Origin of the sequence: Nibricoccus aquaticus, assembly GCF_002310495.1 — a bacterium.
Taxonomy (GTDB): Bacteria; Verrucomicrobiota; Verrucomicrobiia; order Opitutales; family Opitutaceae; genus Nibricoccus; species Nibricoccus aquaticus.
The window spans coordinates 2,727,167-2,751,163 of sequence record NZ_CP023344.1; the positions used below are offsets into that span (position 1 = coordinate 2,727,167).

The window sequence follows — 23,997 nt, forward strand, 5'->3', positions numbered from 1 at the left end:
GTCGGATTACTCGGAGCGGCCTTTGAAGGCGGGGTGGAGGGCGGCGAAGGCTTTCGGATCTTCGTCGAGGAGGCAGCAGAGAGTGTCTGTGAGTTTTTCGGAGATTTGCGTGCCGTCGTAGTAGAGGACGACTGTCTCGAAGGGACCGCCGGGGCGGGCTTTGACGGCGACTTGATCGGGGGAGATCGAGGCGCGGCCGAGGACGCGGCTGGTGGGCCACTGGTCGTTGGCGAAGACGACGAAGGCGAGTTCGGAGCAGACGATGCGTTTGTCGCTTTCGACATCGAAGTTGAAATCGTACTCCTTGCCGACTTGGGCGAAAGTGCGGAGGAGGGCGGCGCGGGTTTCGTCGAGTGTGAGTTCGCGGCGGCGGAGGACGAGGAGGTCGTCGATGTTGAGGAAGTGATCGAGGGTGTTGATCTGCACGCCGGGGCGGAGGGCTTCGACGATGCGGGCGCCGGCGCGGATGGCGTCGTGGTGGGGGCGGACGAGCGGGTTTTCCCAGAGATCGAGTTCGCGGAGCTCGGCTTCGGTGCCGGTCCAGATGGCGACGTGGCCGTAGTGGCCGGGGATGGATTTGTCGGTGAGGCGGAAGGGGGTTTTCTCGAGGAGGACGTCGAGCGGGCGTAGTTGGGATGCGAGGACGGCGCGCTGGACGGGGGCGAGTTCGGTGAGGAAGCCTTTGCGGGTTTCGATGAGGCCGACGGTGTTGCCGACGGCGAGGCTGGCGGTGTTCATCGCGCCCTTGCCCAAGCGGTCGGCGAGATCGGTGACGAAGGTGACGGCGGCGTGTCCGCCGATGCGCCATTCTTCGAGTGTGCGCGTGGCGAGGTTTTGAGTGAAGAAGGCGTAGCCGGGGCTTTGGGTGATAATGTCGTCGAGGAGCGTTTCGTCTTCGGAGCGGTCGGTGGTTTTGCCGGCTTCGGCGCGGTGCCAGACGACGGCGCGGGCGAGGCGGGAGCGGTTGAGGGGATTGAGGAAGTTGCGGACGGCGGAATCGATTTCGCCTTCGACGGCGGGGTTGTCGCTCTTGAGGAGGCGGCGGGCTTTGCGGAGGTTGAAGAAAGGTTCGATGCCGAGGCGGTAGTCGTCGTGGAGCATGAGGGCGGCGGCGAGGACGAGCTTGGTCTGAACGCGGGTGAGCGGGTTGTTTTCGAGGGCGGGCGTGGTGCGGGACCAGGCTTCGTCGCCCTGGCATTCGATGAGGGCCTGCCAGCGGCGGCGGAGGAGGACGTAGTCCTGGGCACCCGAATACATGCGCTCGAGGTCGGCAGCGGTGAGGATATCGCTGGTGAGGCGCGGGCCGGCTTCCTGGATGAAGTTCGCGGTGCGGGCGCGCCAGTCGAGCGAACGGTCGAGCAACATGCGCGTGGCGGCGAGATCCATTTCGAGGATGTCGGCGCGGGCGGGGAGGGCGGCGGCGTGAGCCGGTGGGAGTGCGCCGATGGAGAGGGCGGCCGCAACGAGGGCGGTGATGACGTGGCGGGGATGAACGAAACCGAGAAGCTGCATGGCGGAGTTGGAGTGAGAAATGGACTCAGGCGGACTCGAGAATCATGTTGGCGTATTGAACGGTTTCGCCGGTGCGGATGAGGCCGATGGCGTGGGGGACGCGTTTCTTGAAATCGACGTGCGGCTCGAATTCCAGGGGCACGCCGGCGAGAGCGTTTTTGAAAGCGGCCTGGGTGGCGTCGGTGTTGTTGGCCAGAAATTCCTGCGCCATCCAGGCGCGGCCGAGGACGAAGTTGCCGCGGAGAGCGGCGAGGACTTGGGGGACAGTGGGGACACCGTCGATGAGGGAGAGATCGATCGTCTCGATCTGCGGCCAGAAGGGGAAACCGCGATCGGAGATGACGAGGGTGTTGGTGTGGCGGATGCGCGCGAGGAGGTGAAGGAGCGCGGGATTGAGGATGCCGGTTTTGAGCATGAGAAAGGCCGCGACAAAAACCGGAAGCGCGGGCGCTGGCGACTCAGCTTTTCACTTGGCCTTCATCTCGCGCAGCGTCGGACCATCGTTCCAGGAACCGGGAATAGTGGTGATGGAGGCGTGGTCGGGGACGCCGTATTCGTTGCGGTAAAGCTGGGCGATGATGAGCTCGACGCCGCGCGCGCCGATGAGGCGGGCCTGGAGATTAAGGCCGGCGCAGGGGATGACGTTCATGAGGACGTTGAGGCAGCAGAAGCCGTGGGTCTTGGGGACGTCGGCGCCGGCGGCTTCCATCCATTTGATGACTTCGGCGCGGTGGCAGAGGACGACGTCGGGGCGGGTCTGGCGGAACCACTCGGTGAATTCCTCCTGGTTGATCTCGGTCGCCATGAGCGGCGAGATGCGGGCGACGCCATCATGGTAATCTTGATACGAGCGGAAGGCGGCTTCCCAGCGGTGGAGTAGGCGCTCGTCGTGGTGTTTCTGAAGGACTAGGCCGGGGCGGCGGTAACCCATGTCTTGCAGGCGCTGCATGGCGATGACCATGGAGCGAAAATGGTCGGCGCAGACAGAGTGGAGGCCGGGACGCTCGATGATGTAGTCAGCGTAGATGCCGGCGTAGCGCGTCCAGTCGAGGCGGGAGAGATCGGGGTTGTCGCTTACGGGGAGGAGAAAGACGCCGCGGATGCCGCGCGACTGGAGGATGTGATCGAGGCGGGCAGCGGAGATGCCGCCTTTGCCGATGACGAAGGACTCGGCTTTGAAGCCGAGCTCGGCGGCGCGTTCGCTGGCGCCTTTGGTGAGCTCTTGGTGGTAACGGGAGGCGTTGACGGGGCGTTTGTCGGGGCCGTCGAGATCGATGACGGCGATGACACCGCGGAAGGTGCCGGTGCGCGAACGGCGCATCTCGGACATGAGGGCGCCGGCGAGGGGGTTGTGGCGGTAGCCAGCCTCGGCGGCGATTTTTTGAACGCGTTTGCGCGTCTCTATTTTGACGCGCGGATTGTCGCGAAGGGCTTCGGAGACGGTGGTGTGGGAAAGCCCGAGCTGGCGGGCGAGGTCGCGGAGGGAGGGGGCAGGAGAGGCCATGCGTGCAGAAGGGGGCTGGGGCGAAAGGGCAGTGATGTACACTCCGGGTGGGAGTTACATCCGTCTGAGGCTCTTACTGTCAGAGAGTTTGGCGGTTCGCGGCACTCCGCAAGCGTGTTTCAACGTCCACGCCCCGTCGCCCCGCTGGTTGCATTCGTATCGAGTCGCACCTGTTTCGTCTCCTCCTGACCGCTGGCGTTTGGCTCCCTTAATCACCTCCAGTTCAATTCAAAATCTATGAGCGGTCTCCATTTTCTCGATATAGCGGTCATCGTCACTTACCTGGTCATCGTCGTCGTGGTCGGGTACCGCGCATCGCAGGCCTCCGCGAGCGAGGAAGGATATTTTCTCGCGGGTCGGAAATTGGGGAAGTTCTACCAGTTTTTCCTGCAGTTCGGAAATGCCACCGAGCCGTCGGGCGCGGTGAGCAACGCGACGCTGGTTTTTCAACGCGGCGTGTCCGGTGTCTGGCTGGGTTTCCAGACGATCTTCATGAATCCTTACTACTGGTTCATGTATGTATGGTTTCGCCGCGTGCGTCTGGTGACGATGGCGGACTTGTTTGAAGATCGCTTCGGCAGCCGCGGGCTCAGCCGGATGTACGCGGTTTTCCAGATCGGCGTGGCGTGCGTGTTTCTTGGGTCGGGAAATTTCGTGGCGTACAAAATCGCGTCATCGCTCGTGCTGAAACCCGAGGTCAGCTGGAATGCGGCCGAGCAGGCTTCGGTGGCTGGTTACGCTGAGATGAAGGCGCTGGAAAAACAAATTCCCGACAACACACTCACGATCGAGTCGCGTCAGCGCCTTGATGAGCTGCGTGATCGTTATGCACGCGGTGAGCTGCACAGCTACATCACGTCGCTTCCAGAGATCCCCTTCTACCTCTGTTTCACCGTGGTGGTCGGCGCGTATATCGTGCTCGGGGGCATGACGGCGGCGGCGGTTAACGAAACGCTGCAGGGATTTTTGATCATCGTCTTTTCCATCATGCTCATTCCGGTCGGCCTGAAATTCATAGGAGGGTGGGATCAACTTAAACATAAGGTATCTGCGGCGGACCTGGACTTATTTGGCGTCAGCGGTTCGCCCGCGTTCATCGTGGCGTCGCTGCTCGTCGGCCTCGTCCAGATCCACGGCCTCAGCCACAACATGGGCATCAGCGGCTCGGCCAAGGACGAGTACGCGGCGCGCAGCGGCGGTGTGGGCGGCACTTATTTGAAGCGCATCATGATCATCCTTTGGGCGTTCGCGGGCATCATCGCCATCGCGATGTTCGGCAAGGATGGGCTTTCCGATCCGGACGCGGTCTGGGGCACGATGTCGAAAGAACTACTCGGACCTGGCTTCGTCGGTCTGATGCTCGCTGGTGTGATCGCCGGCACGATGTCTACGCTCGCGGCCAAGGCGTTGGCGGTATCCTCACTCTTTGTACGCAATGTGTTTCGCGATCAGCTCAAGTCCACCGCCGCCACGATGAGTGCGGCGCGTTGGGCGGTGATCGCGGTGCTCGTGCTCGGTGTGATCTCTGGCGCGCTCATGGATAACGTCACCTCGGTGGTGAAGCTGATCCTCACGGTCAACGTGCCGTTCGGCGCGGCGGTGATCCTGATCTTTTTCTGGCGCCGCCTGACGGCGGGCGGCGTGTGGGCGGCGGTGATCCTATCGGCACTGGTCAACCTCATCGTGCCACTTTTGGCGAACCACGTGGAGTCGGTGGCGCGTTCGCCGGAGCTGACGCAAGTCGTCGAGTTCAAGGGCAAACCCCGTTCCGTTTATTGGGAGGAAGTGGTGCGTATCGATCCCGCCAATCCAGCCAGCGGCGTTAAAGGGCGCGGTCGTTTCAACATCGAGGTCTGGACGCTTGATAAGCTCGGCATCGTCAACGCCGCCGCGATGACGCCTGCGGGGCGCGAGACCGCGCAGTTTTTCTTCGACGGCTTTTTCCCGTTCGTGGTGATGCTCGTAGTCAGCCTGTTCACGAAACGCGCCGATCCGGTGCTTGTCGCCCAGTTCTACGGTAAAATGAAAACGCCCGTGGGACCGAGCCCCGAAGCTGATGCCGCCGAGGTCGAAGCAACCCGCCGCAATCCCACTCGCTTCGATGGCGACAAGCTCTTGGGCGCAGGTTCCTCATGGGAGTTCTGCAAATGGACGCGGCAGGATACCTGGGGCTTTCTCGCGTGCCTCGCGACGTCGTGGGCCATCGTGGGAGCCTTTGTGTTGGTGCTTCATTTTGCCGCGACCTGATCATCCATGAGCAGACAAGCCCGTCCCCGCCTCGCCCTGATCGGCGTCTCGGGGTACGCCAAAATCTACCTGCAACTGCTCGATGAAAATCGTGACCGCGTCGATCTCGTCGCCGCGGTCATCATCAATCCGGAAGAGGAGGCCGCAGTCGTCGCTGACTTCAAAAGTCGTGGCGTGGCGATCTACACTGATTACCTCCAGATGTTGAACGCGCAGGCGGGGAAAATTGACCTCTGTCTGATTCCCACTGGCATTTCCTGGCACGCGCGCATGACGATTGCCGCGCTCAAGTCCGGCGCCAACGTGCTCGTGGAAAAACCACTCGCCGGTTCTCTTGCTGACGTGCGCGCGATCCGCAAAGCCGAGCGTGAGACCGGGCGCTTCGTGGCGGTGGGTTTTCAAGACGTGTACGTGCCGGAGGTCGCCTGGCTCAAAGAACGTATTCTTTCCGGCGTCATCGGTCGTCTGGAATCAGTGCGCATGATCGGCCTGTGGGCTCGCCCCGCCAATTACTTCACGCGCAATAACTGGGCCGGCCGACTGAGCGCCGATGGAGCTTCGGTGCTCGATTCACCGCTCAACAACGCCTTCGCGCACTTCGTGAATCTTGCGCTATTTCTCTCCGGCCCGCGCGCGGCGGCGAGTTCTGTGGTCACCATCGAAGAAGCAGGCCTGTACCGCGCGCACGCCATCGAGTCGTTCGATACCGGCGTGGTCCGCGCCGTCTCGCCTGAAGGCGTGACGTTCTGGTTTGGCGTGAGTCATTCGTGCCGCGTCAACCGCGAGCCCGAGTTGTACTTCGAAGGCTCTCTCGGCCGCATCGAGTGGTGGCACGAGCAGAAATGCGTGATCGTCCCCAAGTCCGGCGCGCCCGCCGAGACACACACATTGCCCGATACCACCGCGACCCGCCGCGCGATGTTCGCCGCCGTGCTCACGCGACTCCACGATTCTGCGACTTTCATCTTCGACGCCGAACTTTCCGAGGGGCACACGGCTTTCATCGACTCCGTGCATCGCGCCTCGCCCGTGCAGCAGGTGCCGCCCGCGCTCGTCTCGTGGGAGGATCTCCAATTCACGCACTGGTCCGGCCGCATCCCGGTCATCCGCGGAATCGAAGACGCCTTCGACCGCGCGCTCGCCCAACGCAGCACGCTGGCTGCCGCCGGATTCACCCTCGAAACCCCTTCCACCTCATGATCCGCAAAGCCTTTATCATGGCCGTCCACCCTGGCCAGGAAGCCGAATACGCCCGCCGCCACCAGCCCATCTGGGACGAGCTCACCGCCGTCTTGAAAAGCCACGGCGTGCATAACTACTCCATCTTCCTCGATCCGTCCACGCGTCAGCTATTCGGATACGCCGAGATCGAGGACGAATCCCGCTGGGCCGCCATCGCGCAGACCGATGTCTGCAAACGCTGGTGGAAATTCATGGGCGACATCATGCCCGCCAATCCCGACAACAGCCCCGTCTCCCGCGAGGTTAAAGAAGTTTTTCACCTGACCTGATCCTCAGACATCCGTCCGCCCATCGCTGCGGCCCGGAAGATAGAACGCATTTCGCACAGCGATTCTTACGTGCGGAATTTTTTAGCTGCATCCTCGGTGGGAGGGAAACGTCTGGTCGCTCGCAGTCCTCAAACCCTTTCTCCCCATGCCTGCTTTTACCCGTCGCGAGTTCGTCAAAAACGCAGCCCTCGCCGCTGCCGCCACTCAACTCGTCTCGTCGCTCCGCGCGGCGGATGCTCCCGCCGCCCCAGCCCTCACGCAGCCCGTCACGCGCAAGCCTCTCCCGGCTGGGCTCGCCGAACTTCACTGGCTCGAAGGCAAGACCCCGGCCGCGCTCCCCGGCGCGACGTGGGGCGCACCCTGGCCGCGCGGCAAACACGCCAAAGGCACCGACTTCACGCTTCGCTCCACCGGGGCCTCCGGAAAATCCCTGCCGCTTCAATCCTGGTCGCTCGCGTATTGGCCGGATGGATCGCTGAAATGGACCGGTCACGCGCTGCCCGCCGACGCCCCCGTCTCGGATGGTTATGAACTCTCCGCTGGCACGCCCACCGCTCCCGCGAAGCCGCTGACCGCGACCGACTCCTCCGACGGCATCGAAATCGACACCGGCCTCATAAAGGCTCGCATCGCCAAATCCGGCCGCACGCTCATTCCGCTCATCACGCGCGACGGCAAAGAAATCCTCCGCAACGGCCGCCTCGTGCTGCTCCGCCAGGACTCGCTCCAGGCCGTCGGTGAGCCCCAACCCTTCTCCGGCGAGATCAGCGAAGTCGTGCTCGAGCAAAACGGCCCCGTTCGCGCCGTCGTGAAAATTTCCGGCAAACACGCCGTCGCTCCCCACGGCTCCTCCGCTTCTGCTGCCGCTTCGTCGCAGTCCTCCGTCGCCCGCGCCTGGCTCCCGTTCGTCGTCCGTCTCTATTTCTATGCAGGTGGCGACGCGGTGCGCATGATCCACACGATCATTTACGACGGCGACGAGAAGACTGACTTCATCCGCGGGCTTGGCGTGAATTTCGAGGTGCCGTTGCGCGGCGAACTCCACGACCGCCACGTGCGCTTCTCGGGCGAGGACTCCGGTCTTTTCGGTGAAGCCATTCGCGGCATCACCGGCCTCCGCCGCGATCCAGGCGCGGCCATCCGCGAAGCACAATTCGCCGGCCAGGCCACGCCTCCTCTCGCTAAATGGAACGAGCAGGTGACTCGAAATCTCCAATACATCCCGGCTTACAATGACTGGTCCCTCTTTCAGTCCACCGCCGACGGCTTTACCATCCGCAAACGCACGCGCGAGGGTTACACGTGGCTCACCTCCGCCCAAGGCCGCCGCGCCGGTGGTCTCGGCTACGTCGGCACGCCCGACGGCGGCGTCGCTTTTGGCCTGCGCAACTTCTGGGAGAGTCATCCCGCGCAGCTCGACATCCGTGGCGCGACCACCGACACGGCGAACGTCACCGTCTGGATGTGGGCGCCCGATGCCGGTGCGATGGATTTGCGCGGCTACCACGACGGCCTCGGTCAGGACACCTACGAAAAACAACTCCGCGGCGGTCTCGAAATCACCTACGAGGATTACGAACCTGGTTTCGACAAACCCGAGGGCGTTGCCCGCACCAGCGAACTTTTTCTCTGGCTCCTGCCGGCTACGCCCACGCGTGCCCGCCTCGCCGAACTCGCCGAAGCCGTCCGCACCCCGCCGCAGTTGATCGCGCGTCCCGAGTACCTGCACGCCTGCGGTGTTTTCGGCGGCATCTGGTCGCCCGTGGACGTCTCCACGCCCGCAAAAGCGGAACTGGAAAAACAACTCGATTGGTACTTCGGCTACTACGTGAAGCAGCGCGAGCAGCACCGCTGGTATGGCTTCTGGAATTTCGGCGATGTCATGCACACGTACGACTCCGACCGCCACGAATGGCGCTACGACGTCGGTGGCTTTGCGTGGGACAACTCCGAACTCTCCACCGATCTTTGGCTCTGGCTCTATTTCCTGCGCACCGGTCGCGCCGATGTTTTCCGCTTCGCCGAAGCGATGACCCGCCACACCGGCGAAGTGGATGTGCATCACCTCGGCCGTTTCGCTCCGCTAGGCTCGCGTCACAATGTCCTGCACTGGGGCTGCTCGGCGAAACAACTCCGCATCAGCACCGCCGCCAACCGCCGCTACTATTACTACCTCACCGGCGATGAACGCATCGGCGACCTCATGCGCGAGCAGCTCGAAGCCGCCCGCACGCTGGTGAAAATCCCGCCGACCCGCAAACTCGCCGCCACCCGCGAAAGCGCCGATCGCGCGCGTCCGAAGATCGAGAGCACCAGCCTCGCCGGCCTCGGTTTCGGCACTGACTGGGGCTCGATGGCCTCCGCCTGGCTGACCGAATGGGAACGCACCGGCGACGAGCGCAGCCGCGCCCGCCTCGTCGCCAGCATGGCGACCATCGCGAAACAGCCGCGCGGGTTCTTCACGGGCAGCGGTGCCATGAATCTCGATACAGGCGCTTTCGACATCTCGACCAGTGACCGCGTCAGCGTTTCCCACCTCAGCGCCGTCTTCGGCCTCGTCGAGGTCTGTGCCGAACTCGTACAGCTCATCGACGATCCCGCCTTCAAAAAAGCCTGGCTCGATTACTGCGAACTCTACAGCGCCACGCCCGAGGAACAGCAGAGCCGTCTCGGCACGCGGCTTCGCGGCACGAGCCTCCGCCAAGGTCACTCGCGTCTCACCGCTTACGCCGCACGAGCCAAAGGCGACAACGCTCTGGCTGCCCGAGCCTGGGACGAATTTTTCGGCGGTGACGACAATCGTGAATCGCGTGCGGCCCGCCTCGAAACCAAACGCATCGACGGTCCCGCCGTGCTCAATCCCGTCGATGAAGCGCCGCGCGTCTCCACCAACGGCACCGCTCAGTGGGGCCTCGCCGCCATCCAGAATCTCGCGCTCGTGTCGGATTCGTTGCCGCCCCGGTAAGCAGCGCATCCGGCCTGCGCTAGTGTTGCGTGTGTTTTGGCGTTGGGCTTTCCCGAGCCACGCGTTCTAGTCCGGTTTCTCCTCTCCTGTACGGTCAACCGCAGGTCGCGTTGTGCGATGCGTCTGCGGTGCTCACATCGCTCCTCACCCCTATGAAAATCCCCTGCACCTTGCTCGCGTTGGCGTGCGCATTTGCCGCTGCCATTCCTGCGTTCGCAGCCGACACTCCGGTCGCGTCCGCCACGCTCACGATCCGCGCCGACACACCCGGTCCGGTCATCAATAAAAACATCTACGGCCACTTCGCCGAACATCTCGGACGCTGCGTTTACGAAGGCATCTGGGTGGGCGAAGACTCCACGATTCCCAACACCCGAGGCATCCGCAACGACGTCGTCGCCGCGCTGAAAAACCTCAACGTCCCCGTGCTCCGCTGGCCGGGCGGCTGCTTCGCCGACGAGTACCACTGGAAAGACGGCATCGGCTCCCGCGAGAAACGCCCGAAAGTCTACAACTCCCACTGGGGTGGCGTCGTGGAGAACAACCATTTCGGCACGCACGAGTTTCTCGATCTCTGCGAACAGCTCGGCACCGAGCCGTATCTGGCGATCAACGTCGGCAGCGGCACCGTTCAAGAGATGATGCAGTGGATCGAGTACGTCACCTCCGACGGCCCCACGCCCATGGCCGACCTCCGCCGCGCCAACGGCCGCGACAAACCTTGGAAGGTGAAATACATGGGCATCGGCAATGAGAGCTGGGGCTGCGGAGGCAGCATGCGCCCCGAATTCTACGCCGACCTCTACCGCCAGTTCCAGGAGTTCGCCAAGAATTACGGCGACAACAGAATCTACAAAATCGCCTCCGGCTCCAATGCCGACGACTACAACTGGACCGATGTCATGATGAAGTACGCCGGCAAAAAAATGCACGGCCTCTCGCTTCACTACTACACGCTCCCCACCGGTAGCTGGACCGGCAGCAAGGGCAAAGCCACCGGCTTCGATGAAGCTCAATGGATCACCACACTCCGCCGCACGCTCCTCATGGACAAGTTCGTCGCCGGTCACTCCGCCGTGATGGACAAGTACGATCCCGAGAAAAAAGTCGCGCTCATCGTGGACGAGTGGGGCACCTGGTACGATCAAGAGCCCGGCTCCACGCCCGGCTTCCTCTACCAGCAAAACTCCCTGCGCGACGCCCTCGTCGCCGCGATTAACTTCAACATCTTCCACACCCACGCCGAGCGCGTGACCATGGCCAACATCGCCCAGACCATCAACGTCCTCCAGGCGATGATCCTCACGGATAAAGAGAAGATGATCCTCACGCCGACCTACCACGTCTTCGAGATGTACAAGGTTCACCAAGACGCGACCTTCCTCCCGCTCGAGCTCAAGACGCCCGACTACGCGCTCGGCGAAGAGAAAATCCCGATGGTCAGCGCGACCGCTTCGCGCAACGCCGCCGGCCAGATCCACCTCTCGCTCGCCAACACCAACCCGCGTGAAGCCATCACCGTGACCACCACACTGACCGGTTCCACTGCGAAGAAAGTGACTGGCCGCGTTCTCACCGCTCCGGCGATGGACAGCCACAACACCTTTGCCGCGCCAAACGTCGTCGCTCCGAAATCCTTCGACGGCGCAAAACTCGAAGGCGGCAAACTCACGATCACGCTCCCGGCCAAATCCGTCGTCGCACTCGCCTTGGAATAAATAGCTCAGATGGAGCGTGCCGTCCCGGCGCGCTTTCCTCATCGCGCTCACGCGATGCCTGTCCCTTCAAAACGCGCGGCACACTCCGCGCGTTTTTTATTTTCCGCACTCCGGCACTTCGCCTGCGGAAACGCGGACGGGCGAGAATCGCGGAAAAATTACCATTTCCGTGCTTCCGCTCCTCTGCGTTTCCGCGATTTTCTTTTGGACAACCTTTCCGCCTGCGCCTCGTCAGACCGCCAATCCCGTCTCGCTTATGAAGCTGTCCGCCCGCCTCGCCGCCTCCGTTTTTATTTCGACCCTGGTCTGTGCGCTTCCCGCCGTGTACGCCGCGATCACCGTCACCGGCCTCCGCGTCGAAAATCTCTCCGCCCCCCTCGGCATCGACACCGCCCAGCCCCGCCTCGGTTGGAAACTTGCCTCCGACACCCGCGCCGACACTCAGACCGCCTACCAGATCCTCGTCGCCTCCACCGCCGAGATTCTCTCTTCCGACACCGGCGATCTCTGGGACAGCGCCCGCGTCGAATCGCCCGCGTCGCAATTCATCCCCTACGCAGGCAAGCCGCTCGCGTCATCGCAGCAGGTCTTCTGGAAAGTCCGTGCCTTTGACGCCTCCGGCCAGTCCTCCCTCTACAGTCAGCCCGCTTCCTGGACGATGGGCATCCTCGGCGACAAAAAAAATCCCGGCTGGCAGCCCACCGCCCGCTGGATAACCGACGCCGATCTCCTCACGCGAGCCCGCAAAGCCCTCGGCTACAGCTCCGAGGTGACGACCGACGAAAATGAAAAAAAATGGCTCATCCTCGATCTCGGCAAAAACCAGAAGGTCGATCTCGTCCGTCTCTACGCCGTCCGCCACACCGTCAACGAACGCCTCGGTTATCCGAAACGCCTTAAGGTCGAGCTCGCCAACAACTCGGGGATGCTCGGCGCTACCGTCCTCGCAGACTTCACGAAAGAAGATCTCAACCCATGGCTCACCAAGACCGACATCCCCGCGCCCGAGGGCGGCGCCACCGGCCGCTACCTCCGCATCACAGCGACCAAGCTCCGCTCGTTCGACGATTTCGCCAGCTTCGCCCTCAGCCAGATCGCTGTCTTCTCTGACGGCAAAAATATCGCCGTCGGTGCGAAAGTCACCGCCCTCGATTCCCGCGAAAGCGCCCTCTGGTCCGCCGCCTCCGTCGTCGACGGCCTCGGCGTCCCCGGTGCGAATCCCCGCGCCAACGATGCCATCCTTCTCCGCCGCGAGTTCACCGTGAAGCCCGGCCTCCGCCGCGCCACGCTCCACTTGTCGGGACTCGGCCACTACGAACTCTCCGTCAACGGCACCCGCGCCTCCGACCGCCTGCTCACGCCCGGCTGGACCGAGCCGGCTCAAACGCTTCTCTACGACACGCACGACCTCACCGCGCGCCTCCAGCCCGGCGCCAACGCCCTCGGCCTCACCCTCGCCGGCGGCATGTACAACGTGCAGGAGAGCAAAGGCCGCTACGTGAAATTCGCCTCCGCCTTCCGCCCGCTCACCGCCTTCGGCCAGCTCCGCCTCGACTACGAAGACGGCTCCACCGAGTTCGTAGTCACCGACACCAACTGGAAAGTCGGTCAGGGCCCGCTCATGTTCTCCAACATCTACGGCGGCGAAGACTATGACGCCCGCCGCGAACTCCCCGGCTGGGACAAACCCGGCTTCGACGATTCCGCCTGGAAACCCGCCGCCGAAACCAAATCCCCAGGCGGCGATCTCCTCGGCGCCACCCACGGTTCACCCGCCTTCGCCACCTTCGAAACGTTCAAGCCCGCCTCCGTCAAGGAGCTCAGCCCCGGCGTCGTCATCTACGACTTTGGCCAGAACGTCGCCATGATGCCCCGCCTCAAAGTCCGCGGCCCCGCCGGCTCCATTGTGCGTCTCACGCCATCCGAACTTCTCAAACCCACCGGCGCGCTCGACCGCGGCTCCAGCGCCCACGGCGCCGCGCCCGCTTACTGGGAATACACGCTGCGCGGCGACGCTGACGGCGAAGACCATTTCCCGAAATTCTTCTACCACGGCGCACGTTACCTCCAGGCCGAGCTTCTCGCCCCCGAACTCCCTCCCGGCGTCAGCAACACCGCTCCCGCCGCCCGCCCCGAAATCCTCTCCCTCGAATCCGTTGTAACTCACTCCGACTCTGCTCCCGCCGGCGATTTCGAAACCTCCAATCCTCTCCTTAATCGTATCCGACTTCTGGTGCGATGGGCCCAGCGCAGCAACCTCGCCCACGTCCTCACCGACTGCCCTCACCGCGAACGCCTCGGCTGGCTCGAGCAATACCACCTCAACGGCCCGTCGCTCCGCTACGAGTGGGACGTCACCCAGCTCTACATAAAAACCTTCCGCGACATGGCCGACGCGCAGACTCTCCGCGGCCTCGTCCCGAGCATCTCGCCCGAGTTCATCAAATTCGAAGGCGGCTTTCGCGATTCGCCGGAGTGGGGCGGCTCCGTCGTCCTCGCCGCCTGGCAGCACTATGTCTTCACCGGCGACGACTCTCCGCTCCGCGAAAATTACGACGTGATGAAACGCTACGCCGGCTACCTCGGCTCGCAGGCCAAGGCCCGCATCCTCTCGCACGGCCTCGGCGATTGGTACGACCAGGGCCCCAATCGCCCCGGCAACGCCCAGCTCACGCCCGTCCCGCTCGTCGCCACCGCGCTCTACTTCGAGATCAGCCGCACGCTCGCCCGCATTGCCGAACACCTCGGCAACACCGCCGACGCCACGCGCTACGCCGCTGACGCCGCCGCCATCGCCGACGCCTTCAATAAAAAATTCTTCGACGCCGCGAAACAGTCCTACGCCACCGGCTCGCAAACCGCGCTCGCCCTCCCGCTCGCCCTCGGCCTCGTCCCCGCCGAAAGCCACGACGCCGTCCTCGCTGCCCTCGTCTCCGAAATCCAAGGACGCGGCTACGCCGTCACCGCCGGTGATGTCGGCTATCGCTACGTCCTCCGCGCCCTCGCCGACGCCGGCCGCCACGACGTGATCCTCGCCATGGCCACGCAGGCCGAGAAACCCGGCTACGCCTTCCAACTCGCCAAAGGCGCGACTTCGCTCGTCGAAGCGTGGGACGCCAACACCCACGCCTCCCAAAATCACTTCATGCTCGGTCAGATCATCGAGTGGTTCTACGCCGACCTCGCCGGCATCCGCCCCGATCCCGCCGCGACCGGTTTCAAACGCTTCGCGATCAAGCCCACTCTCGTCAAAGGCCTCAACTGGGTCAGCGCCACGCACGATTCGCCCTATGGACGCATTGAAACCAAATGGACGCGTGAAGGCAGCGTCTTCCTCCTCGATGTCACCGTCCCCGTCGGCACCACCGCCGAAGTTCATATTCCGATCGCCTCCGACGATCTCTCGGCGATCCAGGACAACGGCCGCCCGGTCACTCACCTGACCGACATCAAGCACCTGCGGACTGTAAACAACACAGCAGTCTTCGAAGTAGGCTCAGGGCGCTACAGCTTTTCAGCTCCGGCCATCAAGTGATGCGCCGGCTGCGTTGCTGTCAGCCCCCTCAGTCACTTCATGAAGATCTTGCCCCGGTTAATTGTCAGCGTTGCTCCTTGGTTGTTCTCGGTTCCGGCGCTGGTGGCTGAAACCGTTTCGCCCGCCTCTGCTCAAACGCAGGCATCCGCGCCAGGGAGCGCGTCGCCCCTTCTAAATTCTCCCTCCGTGCTGCCGGGCCGTGGACTCGCGCATCATCCGTTTTTCTACGCCGGTGAGTGGAATCACCCGAACCCGGATCAAACCATGTTCATCGTGCGCGATGGTAAAGTGGTCTGGTCCTACTCGATCAAATTGAAAAGCCCCTCGGGCGGCATCCAGGAATACAGCGATGCCACGATGCTCTCCAACGGCAGCGTCGTCTTCGCGCGCATGTCCGGCGCCACGCTGATTTCCGCCGCGAAGGAAGTACTCTGGAGCTACGATGCGCCCAAAGGCTTCGAGGTCCACGTTGCCCAACCGCTCGGCCTCGACCGCGTGATGATCATACAAAACGGCAACCCCGCCAAAATGATGATCTTCGACCTCACGACCAATACGGTCGAAAAAGAATTCGTCCTCCCCACCGGAAATCCCTCCGCGACGCACGGTCACTTCCGACGCGCCCGTATCACCTCCGCGGGCACGCTTATCGCCTCACACATGGATAACAACAAGGTCGCCGAGTACGACATGACCGGGAAAGAAATTTGGTCTTACGCCGTTCCTTCGCCGTGGGCCGCCGTCCGCCTGAAGACCGGAAACACCCTCCTCACGAGCAACAAAGGTTTCGTGCGCGAAGTGAATCCCAAGGGTGAAACCGTCTGGGAGCTGACGCAGCAGGACGTTCCCGAGATCAGACTCTTCAGTCTTCAAGAAGCGAACCGGCTCGCGAACGGAAACACCGTCATCAGCAACTGGTGCCCCAATGGACTGAAAAATCCGAAAGACTGGCCCACCTCTGTCCAGGTTTTCGAAGTCTCCCCGGACAAGAAGCTCGTCTGGGCTTTGCGCGAATGGACCGAGCCCGCCAACCTTGGCCCCGCGACCGTGATCCAGCTTCTCGACGAACCTGGCATTCCCGAAAACGGCGATCACCAGCGCTAACGTTTTTCTCCAAAAGCCCCGCTGCATTTTTTCGCTCATGAACTACCTCCGACTTTCTGCCCGTCTTGCCGCCGTCGCACTCTCAGCAGTCTCAGCGCTATTAGCCACCGAAACCAAAACCCTCCCGCTCTCCGGCCTCGGCGAACCCGGCGAGAAACCTGTCTTCTGGGATTTCAAAATCGATAACGGCCGCCGCTCCGGCGAATGGACCACTATCCGCGTTCCCTCGTGCTGGGAGACGGAAGGCTTCGGCACGTTTTACTACGGCATTCAAGGTCGCGGGAAACCCGATACCGATCCGATCATCCCGAAAGAGCAGGGGACTTATCGCACCAAGTTCACCGTCCCCGCCGACTGGATGGGCAGCGCCATCCGCATCGTCTTCGAAGCCGCGATGACCGACACCACCGTCACCATCAACGGCCAGCCCGCCGGCCCCACGCACCAAGGCGGCTTCTACCGCTTTCACTACGACATCACTTCGCTCGTGAAGATCGGCGCCGAAAACACCCTCGAAGTTCTCGTCGCCAAAGAGTCGTCCAACACCTCCGTCAACCGCGCCGAACGCCGCGGCGACTACTGGACCTTCGGCGGCATCTACCGCCCCGTCTGGCTCGAAGCGCGCCCGCAGCAACACATCGAATGGACCGCCATCGACGCCCGCGCGGACGGCAGTTTCTCAGCGCATGTTCATCTGGGCGCTCCGCTGCCTGAAAAGGACATTTCGTATGTGATTGCCGAAGTCATCGATGCGAATGATCGGCCTGTCGGTGAGCGTTTGACGGCTCGTTTCGATGCAGGGCGTCAGACAGCGATTATTCGCGGCAAATTCGAAAATCCCAAAACGTGGACGGCTGAGACACCCCACCTGTATCGCGTCCGTTTCATGTTCGCACGGGCATCAGATGGACATTCATCAAATCCTGAAAGGTCCCGCGCATTCACTGGTATCGATCACACCGTCACCGAGCGCTTCGGCTTCCGCACTTTCGAAGTCCGCAAAAACGACGGCCTCTACCTCAACGGCACCAAGATCGTCATGAAGGGCGTCAACCGCCACTGCTTCTGGCCCGAGACCGGCCGCACCGTCACCCGCGAGCAAAGCTACGCTGACGCCCGCCTCATCAAGGCCGCCAACATGAACGCCGTCCGCATGGCCCACTATCCGCCCGACCGCCACTTCCTCGAAGCCTGCGACGAACTCGGCCTCTACGTCCTCGACGAACTCGCCGGCTGGCAGGGATTTTATGATACACCGACCGGCGCGCGCCTCATCGGCCAGATCGTCCGCCGCGACGTGAACCACCCGAGCATTCTCTTTTGGGACAACGGCAACGAAGGCGGCTGGAACACCGAAAACGACGGCGAGTTCGCCAAATGGGACCCGCAAAACCGCCCCGTCCTCCACCCGTGGGCCGTCCACTCCGACATCAACACCGACCACTACGAAAAATACGCGAGCACCGTGAAGCTCAGCGCCGGCCCGCAGATCTTCATGCCGACGGAATTTCTCCACGGCCTCTACGACGGCGGCATCGGCGCCGGCTTCCGCGATTACTGGGACGTCATGGGCAAAAGCCCGACCGTCGCCGGCGGCTTTTTCTGGGTCTGGTCCGACGAAGGCGTCCTCCGCACTGACCAAGGCGGCCGCATCGATAACTTTGGCAACAACGCCCCCGACGGCATGGTCGGCCCTCACCGCGAACTCGAAGGCAGCTACCACGCCGTGAAAGAAATCTGGTCACCGGTTCAGGTGAAGCTGCCGGCGAAGTGGCCCAAGGAGTTCGATGGCCGCGTCGAGGTGGAAAACCATTTCAACTTCACGAATCTGGCCGAGTGTCGGTTTGAAATTCGATGGGTGACGTTCGGCCCTTGGGGCAAAAAGGAGACCCGCGAATCCGCAGGCCCTGAAGTGAAGGCGATTGTTCTTCCCTCGCCTGACGTTCCTCCCGGTAAAACGGGCACACTGGTGATTCCTGCCGTTCCTCAAGATCGCTTGGTCGAAGCGCTACGATTGACCGCATTTGATCCGCAAGGCCGCGAGCTTTGGAGCTGGGTGTCTGAGATCAATCCGCCCGACTATGCTACGGTTTCCCTCGAAGGTCCCGCGTTTTCCGTACGCGAATCGATAGACGAACTGACGGTGAGTGTTTCGTCGCGGACATTCACATTTGATCGTGCGACTGGCTTGCTGAAATCGGTGGAGATCGACGGCAAGATGATCCCGCTGACCGGGGGTCCCCGGTTTTTTGCGCTACGGCGCAAAGACCGGACATTTGTGGATATAGCGCCCCCGGTCATGAAGCTGAAAGGCCTTACGACGATGCATGGCGATGATGTGGTTGGTGTCGGTGTCTTGGTATCTTACGATGAGCCGTCGCTTCAGGTAGAATGGGCGCTAACCCCTGATGGGGAAATTCACTTAAATTATGCCTATCTCTTAGAGGGTGAGTTCGACGTCGCCGGCATCCGCTTCGACCTCGCGGATAGCACGCTCAAATCAAAGCGCTGGCTCGGCCGTGGCCCGTACCGCGTCTGGCAAAACCGCCAGGAAGGCGGTGTCTTCGATCTTCACGAAGTGGCGTTCAATAATCCGATTCCCGGACAAACCTACGCGTATCCAGAATTCAAAGGCTTCTTCCGCGACTGGCGCTGGCTCACGCTTGAAACCACCGCCGGCCGCATCACCGTCGAAAACGCTAGCGACACAGTCCCCTTCTTCGCCCTCGGCAAAATCAAGAGCGGCGAAAAAGACCTCATCACTGACTGGCCCGACATGGGCCTCGCGTTCCTCCACGCGATTCCCGCCATCGGCACCAAGTTCGACTTCCCCGAACTACTCGGCCCGCAATCCCAGCCCGCGAAACTCAACGGCGTCCAACGCGGCACCCTGATCTTCCGCTTCGAGACCGAGTAGCCGCGAGCGCGCAGCGAGCGGAGCCTTTGCGAGTGAAACCTCTATGGGGGTGGAACGTGCCGTCCCGCCGCGTTGTTCGGCGGCGATACCCGATTGCCCGCCTATCGCGCCTCTCCCTCCGCCCGACCGGCACTTATCAAGTGCCGCTCCCGCACCGCTCACTGCCAGCGCGGCCCGCTCCACCTCAACCCACGTTCGCCCTTTTTCTCAGCCACGCTCCATGACTGTCCGGCGCTTGCCAGCCGCGCATGACACGTGAGCGTTCGTCTAGCTCCTCCTCCCCATGAAAACCCTCGCGCACCGCTGCCTCTCCGTCGCCACCTTGGTCTGCTTCGCGAGCCTCCCGGTTTTCTCCCTCGCCGCCATACCTGACCCAGCACCTGCGACGACCACCGCCCCCAAACCTACCGACGACTTTCCCGCGACCACCGCGACTTCCCCCGGCGCTCCCGTAGCTTCGCCCAATCTCGTCTCCAACATCGAGCGCCCGCTCCGTTACCGCCCTGATGCCAACGGCGACTTCGTCATCGAAAACGGCACCGCTCGCTTCAACCGCCCGCTCTACGGCTTCCAGACCGCCTTCCGCGTCGAAGCCAGCGACCGCCCCGAATTCGGTTTCGCCACCCCGCGCAAAGGCGGTGTCCTGCGTATCGGCATTTCCACGCCATCAGGCAGCCGCTGGCTCAACGGCGCGGCTAAAATCACCGCACGCTACCGCCCGGGCTCCATGATCTACGAAGTCCGCGATCCGCTCCTCGGCGCCGTCACCATCAACCTCACCGCGCTTCCGACCAAAGACGCCGAAGGTCTCATCCTCCGCGCCGAACTCTCCGGAAAAACTTCTTCACCCGTCGAACTCGTCCTCCTCTTCGGCGGAGCCAGCAACGAAGCCATCAACAATCGCGGTGGCGACATCCTCGGCGGTCGCGACAACGCATCGAAATGGGAACTCCTCCCCGCCGATTGTGCCGGGCAAAAAATCACCCTCTCCACGGCTTCCGCCGCCAACACATTCACCCTCGAAAGCAAAGCCGGCACCTTCGTCGGCACGCTCTCCGCGCCCGGCCGCTGGTCCGTCGGCGACGCCACTGTAGCCACCGGCCTCGATAAACTCCTCACCTCCGTTTCTCACGACGCGCACCCCGTCGCCATCGGTCGCATCGCGCTCTCGCCGTCCACTCCGTCGTTCATCGCCATCCAGCGCAGTGCCAAAGAAACCCCGCTCGCCCGCACGGCTGCCGGACTCCCCGCCGTCTTCTCCGACGCCGAAACGTACCGTCTCTCCGTGGTCAGCCGTGTCATCGTCGATACGCCCGACCCCTTCGTAAACGCCATCCCCGCCGCCATCGCCATCTCCGGCGACGCGCTCTGGACGCAGTCCACCGTCATGCACGGCAACATCGCCTGGCGCATGCCGCTCCTCGGCTGGCGCGGCCAGTACGTGTTCGACGCCTTCGGCTGGCACGATCGCGCGCGCGAACATTTCCGGATGTGGGCCGCCAAACAAAACACCGACCCCGCCAGCATCCCGCCCGCCCCGCGCGCCGACCCCGCCAAAAACCTCGCGACCGACGACTGGAAGACCCTCCACAGCTACGGCGGCATCCCCGCGCGCCACTACGACATGGCGCTCGTCTTCGTGGACACGCTCCTCCGCCACCTCATCGCCACCGGCGACAAAGAGTTCGCGAAAGAAATGTGGCCGTACCTTACCCGCCACCTCGCGTGGGAAAAACGCCTCTTCGACCGGGGCGGCCTCTACGAAGCCTACGCCGCCATCTGGGCGAGCGACGCCCTCACCTACAACGGCGGCGGTGCCGCTCACTCGACCGCCTACAACTATTTCCACAACGCCACCGCCGCCCGCATCGCCCGCCTCATCGGCGAAGATCCCGCGCCCTACGACGCCGAGGCGAAACGCATCCACGAAGCCATGCACCGCGAACTCTGGCTCTCCGACCGCGGATGGTACGCCGAGTACAAAGAGCTCCACGGCCTCAAACGCGTCCACCCCGCCGCCGCGCTCTGGACGGTTTACCACACGATCGATTCCCGCGTCCCCGATCCGTTCCAAGCCTACCAGACGCTCCGCTACGTGGACACGCACCTCCCGCGTATCCCCGTCCGCGGCCCCGGCGTCCCCGCTGGCGACTGGTTCACACTCCCCTCAACCAATTGGGTTCCCTACGAGTGGAGCCTCAACAACGTCTACCTCGGCGAAACCGCCCACACCGCGCTTGCCTACTGGCAGGGCGGCCGCCCCGACGTCGCCTGGCAACTCTGGAAAGGCACGCTCCTCGACTCGATGTTCATGGGCCTCAACCCCGGCAGCCTGCCCAACCTTTCGCAATACGACGTCTACCGCCGCGAAACGTATCGCGACTTCGGCGACTCCACCGGCATCACCTCCCGCAGCCTGATCGAAGGCCTCTTCGGCATCTCTCCCGATGGCATCGATGGCGTCCTCACCATTCGGCCCGGTTTTCCGACCGAATGGGACCACGCCTCCATCAAGACGCCCGACGTGACTTACGCCTACAAACGCACCGGCGATCTAGAAACATTCAAAGTCGAACCGCGCTTCGCCAAACTACTCTCGCTCCACCTCAATCTTCCGGCACGCTCGGAAAAAATTCTCTCCGTCGAATCCAACGGAAAACCCGTTGCTTGGAAAAACGACGACACCGCCATCGGTGCTCCACGCATCGTGATCGATGCTCCGGCCGCCCAACTCACGGAGGTCGTCATTCGCTGGAGCGGCTCCCCATTCAAGCACGTGAAGGCTAGTTCATCGGGCGTGCCGCTTCGTTTTGGAAAAATCATGCAAGGTGACTTCACGTGGTCACAACCTGTCGGCGCCTCCGCTTCGCCTGCGGCCTCACCTGAATCGCCCACCTTCGCCGACTACACCGCTCCCGCCGACGCCCGCTTCGATCCCGTCGATCTCTCGCCGCTCTTCAACGACAAGCTCACTCAGATCTTCAAAAACGAATATCTCTCGCCCCGCTCGCCGCACGTTTCGCTCAGCATGCCCAAGCAAGGCATCGGCAGCTGGTCCGGCTTTTCTCACACTGCCGAGATCGACGACACCGGCCTCCGCTCACTCGCCGCGAAATCTCAAAACACCATCCAACTCCCTTCCGGCCTCCCACTCCGCACGCCGTCCGATCCCGCCGCGAAAAACACCGCCTTCGTTTCCCTCTGGGACAATTACCCCGACGAACTCACCGCCCCGCTCACTGGCCGCGCACGCAGCGTCACGGTGCTAGTCGCCGGTTCGACCAGCCCGATGCAGTCGCAGATCGACAACGGCGAAATCGTCATCACTTACACCGACGGCACGACCTCGCGTCTCGCCCTGCACAACCCAACCACGTGGTGGCCCATCGAGCAGGATTACATGGTGGACGACTACGCCTTCCGCCGCACCGCACCCGTCCCGCTCCGCCTCGAACTCAAGAGCGGCAAATTTTACACGCCGACCTCCATGCATCTCGAACGCAAAGGCGGCGCCGCCACCGTCCTCGCGCTCCCGCTCGATCCATCCAAAGAACTCCGCTCGCTCACCATCCGCGCGCTTTCGACCGAAAGTGTCATCGGCCTTCTCAGTGCGACACTCGTGCGTTGATCCATCCTGAACAGTAAGAGCACCCGACTTGGCATTTGAGCGTTGGATTATCGCTGGCAGCGTGATGCTCCTGCTATTGTTCCTATGAAAAAACTCCCCTGTTTCGCAGGCTGCCTCGTCTTGCCCGCCTTGCTGGTGGCGCAAGATCTTAGTTTCATGCTCGGCACGGAGAAGGCTTATGGCGGCTGGCAGGCGGTGCCGGCTGAAATCATTTATTCCTCTGAACGTGGCTACGGTTTTGAGCCGGGTGGCGAGGTGAGAAAGGGAGATCCGTTGGTTGCGCCGTTCGTGCAGTCCGTCCGGCCGTTCTATTTTTCAGTGGCGGTTCCCGAGGGAAATTATCGCGTCGTGATCTGTTTCGCGGAGACTGCGTCCTCTCACGAATATACGGTCAAAGCTGAGCTCCGCCGCCTCATGGTTGAGAAGCTCGTGGCCGGTGGAGAAAGCGGCTGCGTCCGAAACGCTGCGGAGTTTGTGGTGAACGTCCGGCGTGCTCAAATTGCCGGTGGGGGAGAAGTTCGTTTGAAGCCCCGCGAACGCGCCGAGGAAGCGTGGGCGTGGGACGAGAAGCTCACGCTCGAGTTCAACGGCCCGCATCCCACCGCCAGCTATGTCATGATCAAACGCATGGATGACGTTCCCACGGTTTTTCTCCTGGGTGATTCTACGGTCGCCGACCAGCCGCGCGAGCCGTTCGCGAGCTGGGGACAGATGATCACTCGCTTCTTCGCGCCGACGGTCGCCATCGCCAATCACTCCGAATCCGGCGAGTCGCTCGCCTCAGCGCTCTCCGAACGCCGCGTCGAAAAAATCCTCAGCATCGTCCGCCCCGGCGACTGGGTGCTCCTCCAGTTCGGTCACAACGACATGAAGAAAGACTCGGTGGAAACCTACACGGCCAACCTCAAAAAAGTCACCGCCGCACTCGCCGCGAAAAATGCCCGCGTCGTCCTCGTCACCCAGATGCACCGACACAGCTTCGGGCCCGACGGTAAAATCCAGAACTCGCACAAAGATTATCCCGACGCCGTGCGCACCGTCGCCCGCGAAGAAAATCTTCCGCTCATCGATCTCCATGCGATGAGCCAGGTGCTCTACGAGTCGCTCGGCGCCGAGAAAGCCCTACTCGCGTTCAAAGCCGGCGACGCCACTCACCACAATCCCTACGGCGCCTACGAACTCGCGAAGTGCGTCGTCGAAGGCGTCCGCCAGCAAGTGCCTGAACTCGCGAAGCATATTATCACCGATCTCCCGCGCTTCGATCCGGCTAAACCGGATGCACCCGAGACGTTCTCGCTTCCGCCAAGTCCGACAGTCGTGGCGGCGAAACCTGACGGCAGCTGATCACCACGTGGC

13 protein-coding genes are annotated in these 23,997 nt (G+C 62.7%); 10 read left to right on the forward strand and 3 right to left on the reverse strand.

What is annotated here, in order from left to right; all coding sequences use genetic code 11:
• Window positions 1–6 precede the first annotated feature (6 nt).
• The 3 genes from CMV30_RS11065 to CMV30_RS11075 are packed head-to-tail and all read right to left on the reverse strand — an operon-like array spanning window position 7 to window position 3,016.
• On the reverse strand, window positions 7–1,512 hold the full coding sequence (locus CMV30_RS11065; RefSeq protein WP_096056082.1) for a YiiX/YebB-like N1pC/P60 family cysteine hydrolase: 1,506 nt from the start codon (window positions 1,510–1,512) through the stop codon (window positions 7–9).
• 25 nt (window positions 1,513–1,537) lie between these two features.
• Window positions 1,538–1,927: an RbsD/FucU domain-containing protein gene (locus CMV30_RS11070; protein ID WP_096056083.1), complete on the reverse strand. Its 390-nt coding sequence runs from the start codon at window positions 1,925–1,927 to the stop codon at window positions 1,538–1,540.
• A 51-nt stretch (window positions 1,928–1,978) separates the two neighbouring features.
• On the reverse strand, window positions 1,979–3,016 hold the full coding sequence (locus CMV30_RS11075) for a LacI family DNA-binding transcriptional regulator (RefSeq protein WP_096056084.1): 1,038 nt from the start codon (window positions 3,014–3,016) through the stop codon (window positions 1,979–1,981).
• A 423-nt stretch (window positions 3,017–3,439) separates the two neighbouring features.
• On the opposite strand from CMV30_RS11075, the gene CMV30_RS11080 reads away from it, so the two are divergent.
• The 10 genes from CMV30_RS11080 (at window position 3,440) to CMV30_RS11125 (ending at window position 23,985) form a co-directional block, all read left to right on the forward strand.
• A complete protein-coding gene (locus tag CMV30_RS11080; protein WP_175414834.1) occupies window positions 3,440–5,263 on the forward strand; it encodes a sodium:solute symporter family protein in 1,824 nt (607 codons plus the stop codon).
• Between the two features lie 6 nt (window positions 5,264–5,269).
• On the forward strand, window positions 5,270–6,463 hold the full coding sequence (locus CMV30_RS11085) for a Gfo/Idh/MocA family protein (protein WP_096056086.1): 1,194 nt from the start codon (window positions 5,270–5,272) through the stop codon (window positions 6,461–6,463).
• Window positions 6,460–6,774, forward strand: a complete 315-nt coding sequence (gene rhaM, locus CMV30_RS11090; RefSeq protein ID WP_096056087.1) for an L-rhamnose mutarotase — start codon at window positions 6,460–6,462, stop codon at window positions 6,772–6,774. Before CMV30_RS11085 ends, rhaM begins: the two co-directional genes overlap by 4 nt.
• Before the next feature lie 145 nt (window positions 6,775–6,919).
• Entirely contained in the window at window positions 6,920–9,739 is a 2,820-nt protein-coding gene (locus tag CMV30_RS11095) for an exo-rhamnogalacturonan lyase family protein (RefSeq protein WP_096056088.1), read from the forward strand.
• 152 nt (window positions 9,740–9,891) lie between these two features.
• Entirely contained in the window at window positions 9,892–11,457 is a 1,566-nt protein-coding gene (locus tag CMV30_RS11100) for an alpha-N-arabinofuranosidase (protein WP_096057729.1), read from the forward strand.
• Between the two features lie 256 nt (window positions 11,458–11,713).
• A complete protein-coding gene (locus CMV30_RS11105) occupies window positions 11,714–14,992 on the forward strand; it encodes a family 78 glycoside hydrolase catalytic domain (RefSeq protein ID WP_138223248.1) in 3,279 nt (1,092 codons plus the stop codon).
• A 186-nt stretch (window positions 14,993–15,178) separates the two neighbouring features.
• On the forward strand, window positions 15,179–16,096 hold the full coding sequence (locus CMV30_RS11110; protein ID WP_175414835.1) for an outer membrane protein assembly factor BamB family protein: 918 nt from the start codon (window positions 15,179–15,181) through the stop codon (window positions 16,094–16,096).
• Between the two features lie 37 nt (window positions 16,097–16,133).
• On the forward strand, window positions 16,134–19,013 hold the full coding sequence (locus CMV30_RS11115) for a glycoside hydrolase family 2 TIM barrel-domain containing protein (RefSeq protein WP_096056091.1): 2,880 nt from the start codon (window positions 16,134–16,136) through the stop codon (window positions 19,011–19,013).
• 283 nt (window positions 19,014–19,296) lie between these two features.
• A complete protein-coding gene (locus tag CMV30_RS11120; RefSeq protein ID WP_096056092.1) occupies window positions 19,297–22,641 on the forward strand; it encodes a DUF4450 domain-containing protein in 3,345 nt (1,114 codons plus the stop codon).
• Window positions 22,642–22,725: 84 nt separating this feature from the next.
• Window positions 22,726–23,985 (forward strand): rhamnogalacturonan acetylesterase, encoded by a 1,260-nt coding sequence (locus CMV30_RS11125; protein WP_096056093.1) that lies wholly within the window; start codon window positions 22,726–22,728, stop codon window positions 23,983–23,985.
• Window positions 23,986–23,997: the final 12 nt, after the last annotated feature.

What these genes read in the sequence shown, in the direction of transcription:
- CMV30_RS11065 (WP_096056082.1), bottom strand. Translation starts at nt 1,512, where the DNA reads ATGCAGCTTCTCGGTTTCGTTCATCCCCGCCACGTCATCACCGCCCTC.
- CMV30_RS11070 (WP_096056083.1), bottom strand. Translation starts at nt 1,927, where the DNA reads ATGCTCAAAACCGGCATCCTCAATCCCGCGCTCCTTCACCTCCTCGCG.
- CMV30_RS11075 (WP_096056084.1), bottom strand. Translation starts at nt 3,016, where the DNA reads ATGGCCTCTCCTGCCCCCTCCCTCCGCGACCTCGCCCGCCAGCTCGGG.
- CMV30_RS11085 (WP_096056086.1), top strand. Translation starts at nt 5,270, where the DNA reads ATGAGCAGACAAGCCCGTCCCCGCCTCGCCCTGATCGGCGTCTCGGGG.
- rhaM (WP_096056087.1), top strand. Translation starts at nt 6,460, where the DNA reads ATGATCCGCAAAGCCTTTATCATGGCCGTCCACCCTGGCCAGGAAGCC.
- CMV30_RS11095 (WP_096056088.1), top strand. Translation starts at nt 6,920, where the DNA reads ATGCCTGCTTTTACCCGTCGCGAGTTCGTCAAAAACGCAGCCCTCGCC.
- CMV30_RS11100 (WP_096057729.1), top strand. Translation starts at nt 9,892, where the DNA reads ATGAAAATCCCCTGCACCTTGCTCGCGTTGGCGTGCGCATTTGCCGCT.
- CMV30_RS11105 (WP_138223248.1), top strand. Translation starts at nt 11,714, where the DNA reads ATGAAGCTGTCCGCCCGCCTCGCCGCCTCCGTTTTTATTTCGACCCTG.
- CMV30_RS11115 (WP_096056091.1), top strand. Translation starts at nt 16,134, where the DNA reads ATGAACTACCTCCGACTTTCTGCCCGTCTTGCCGCCGTCGCACTCTCA.
- CMV30_RS11120 (WP_096056092.1), top strand. Translation starts at nt 19,297, where the DNA reads ATGAAAACCCTCGCGCACCGCTGCCTCTCCGTCGCCACCTTGGTCTGC.
- CMV30_RS11125 (WP_096056093.1), top strand. Translation starts at nt 22,726, where the DNA reads ATGAAAAAACTCCCCTGTTTCGCAGGCTGCCTCGTCTTGCCCGCCTTG.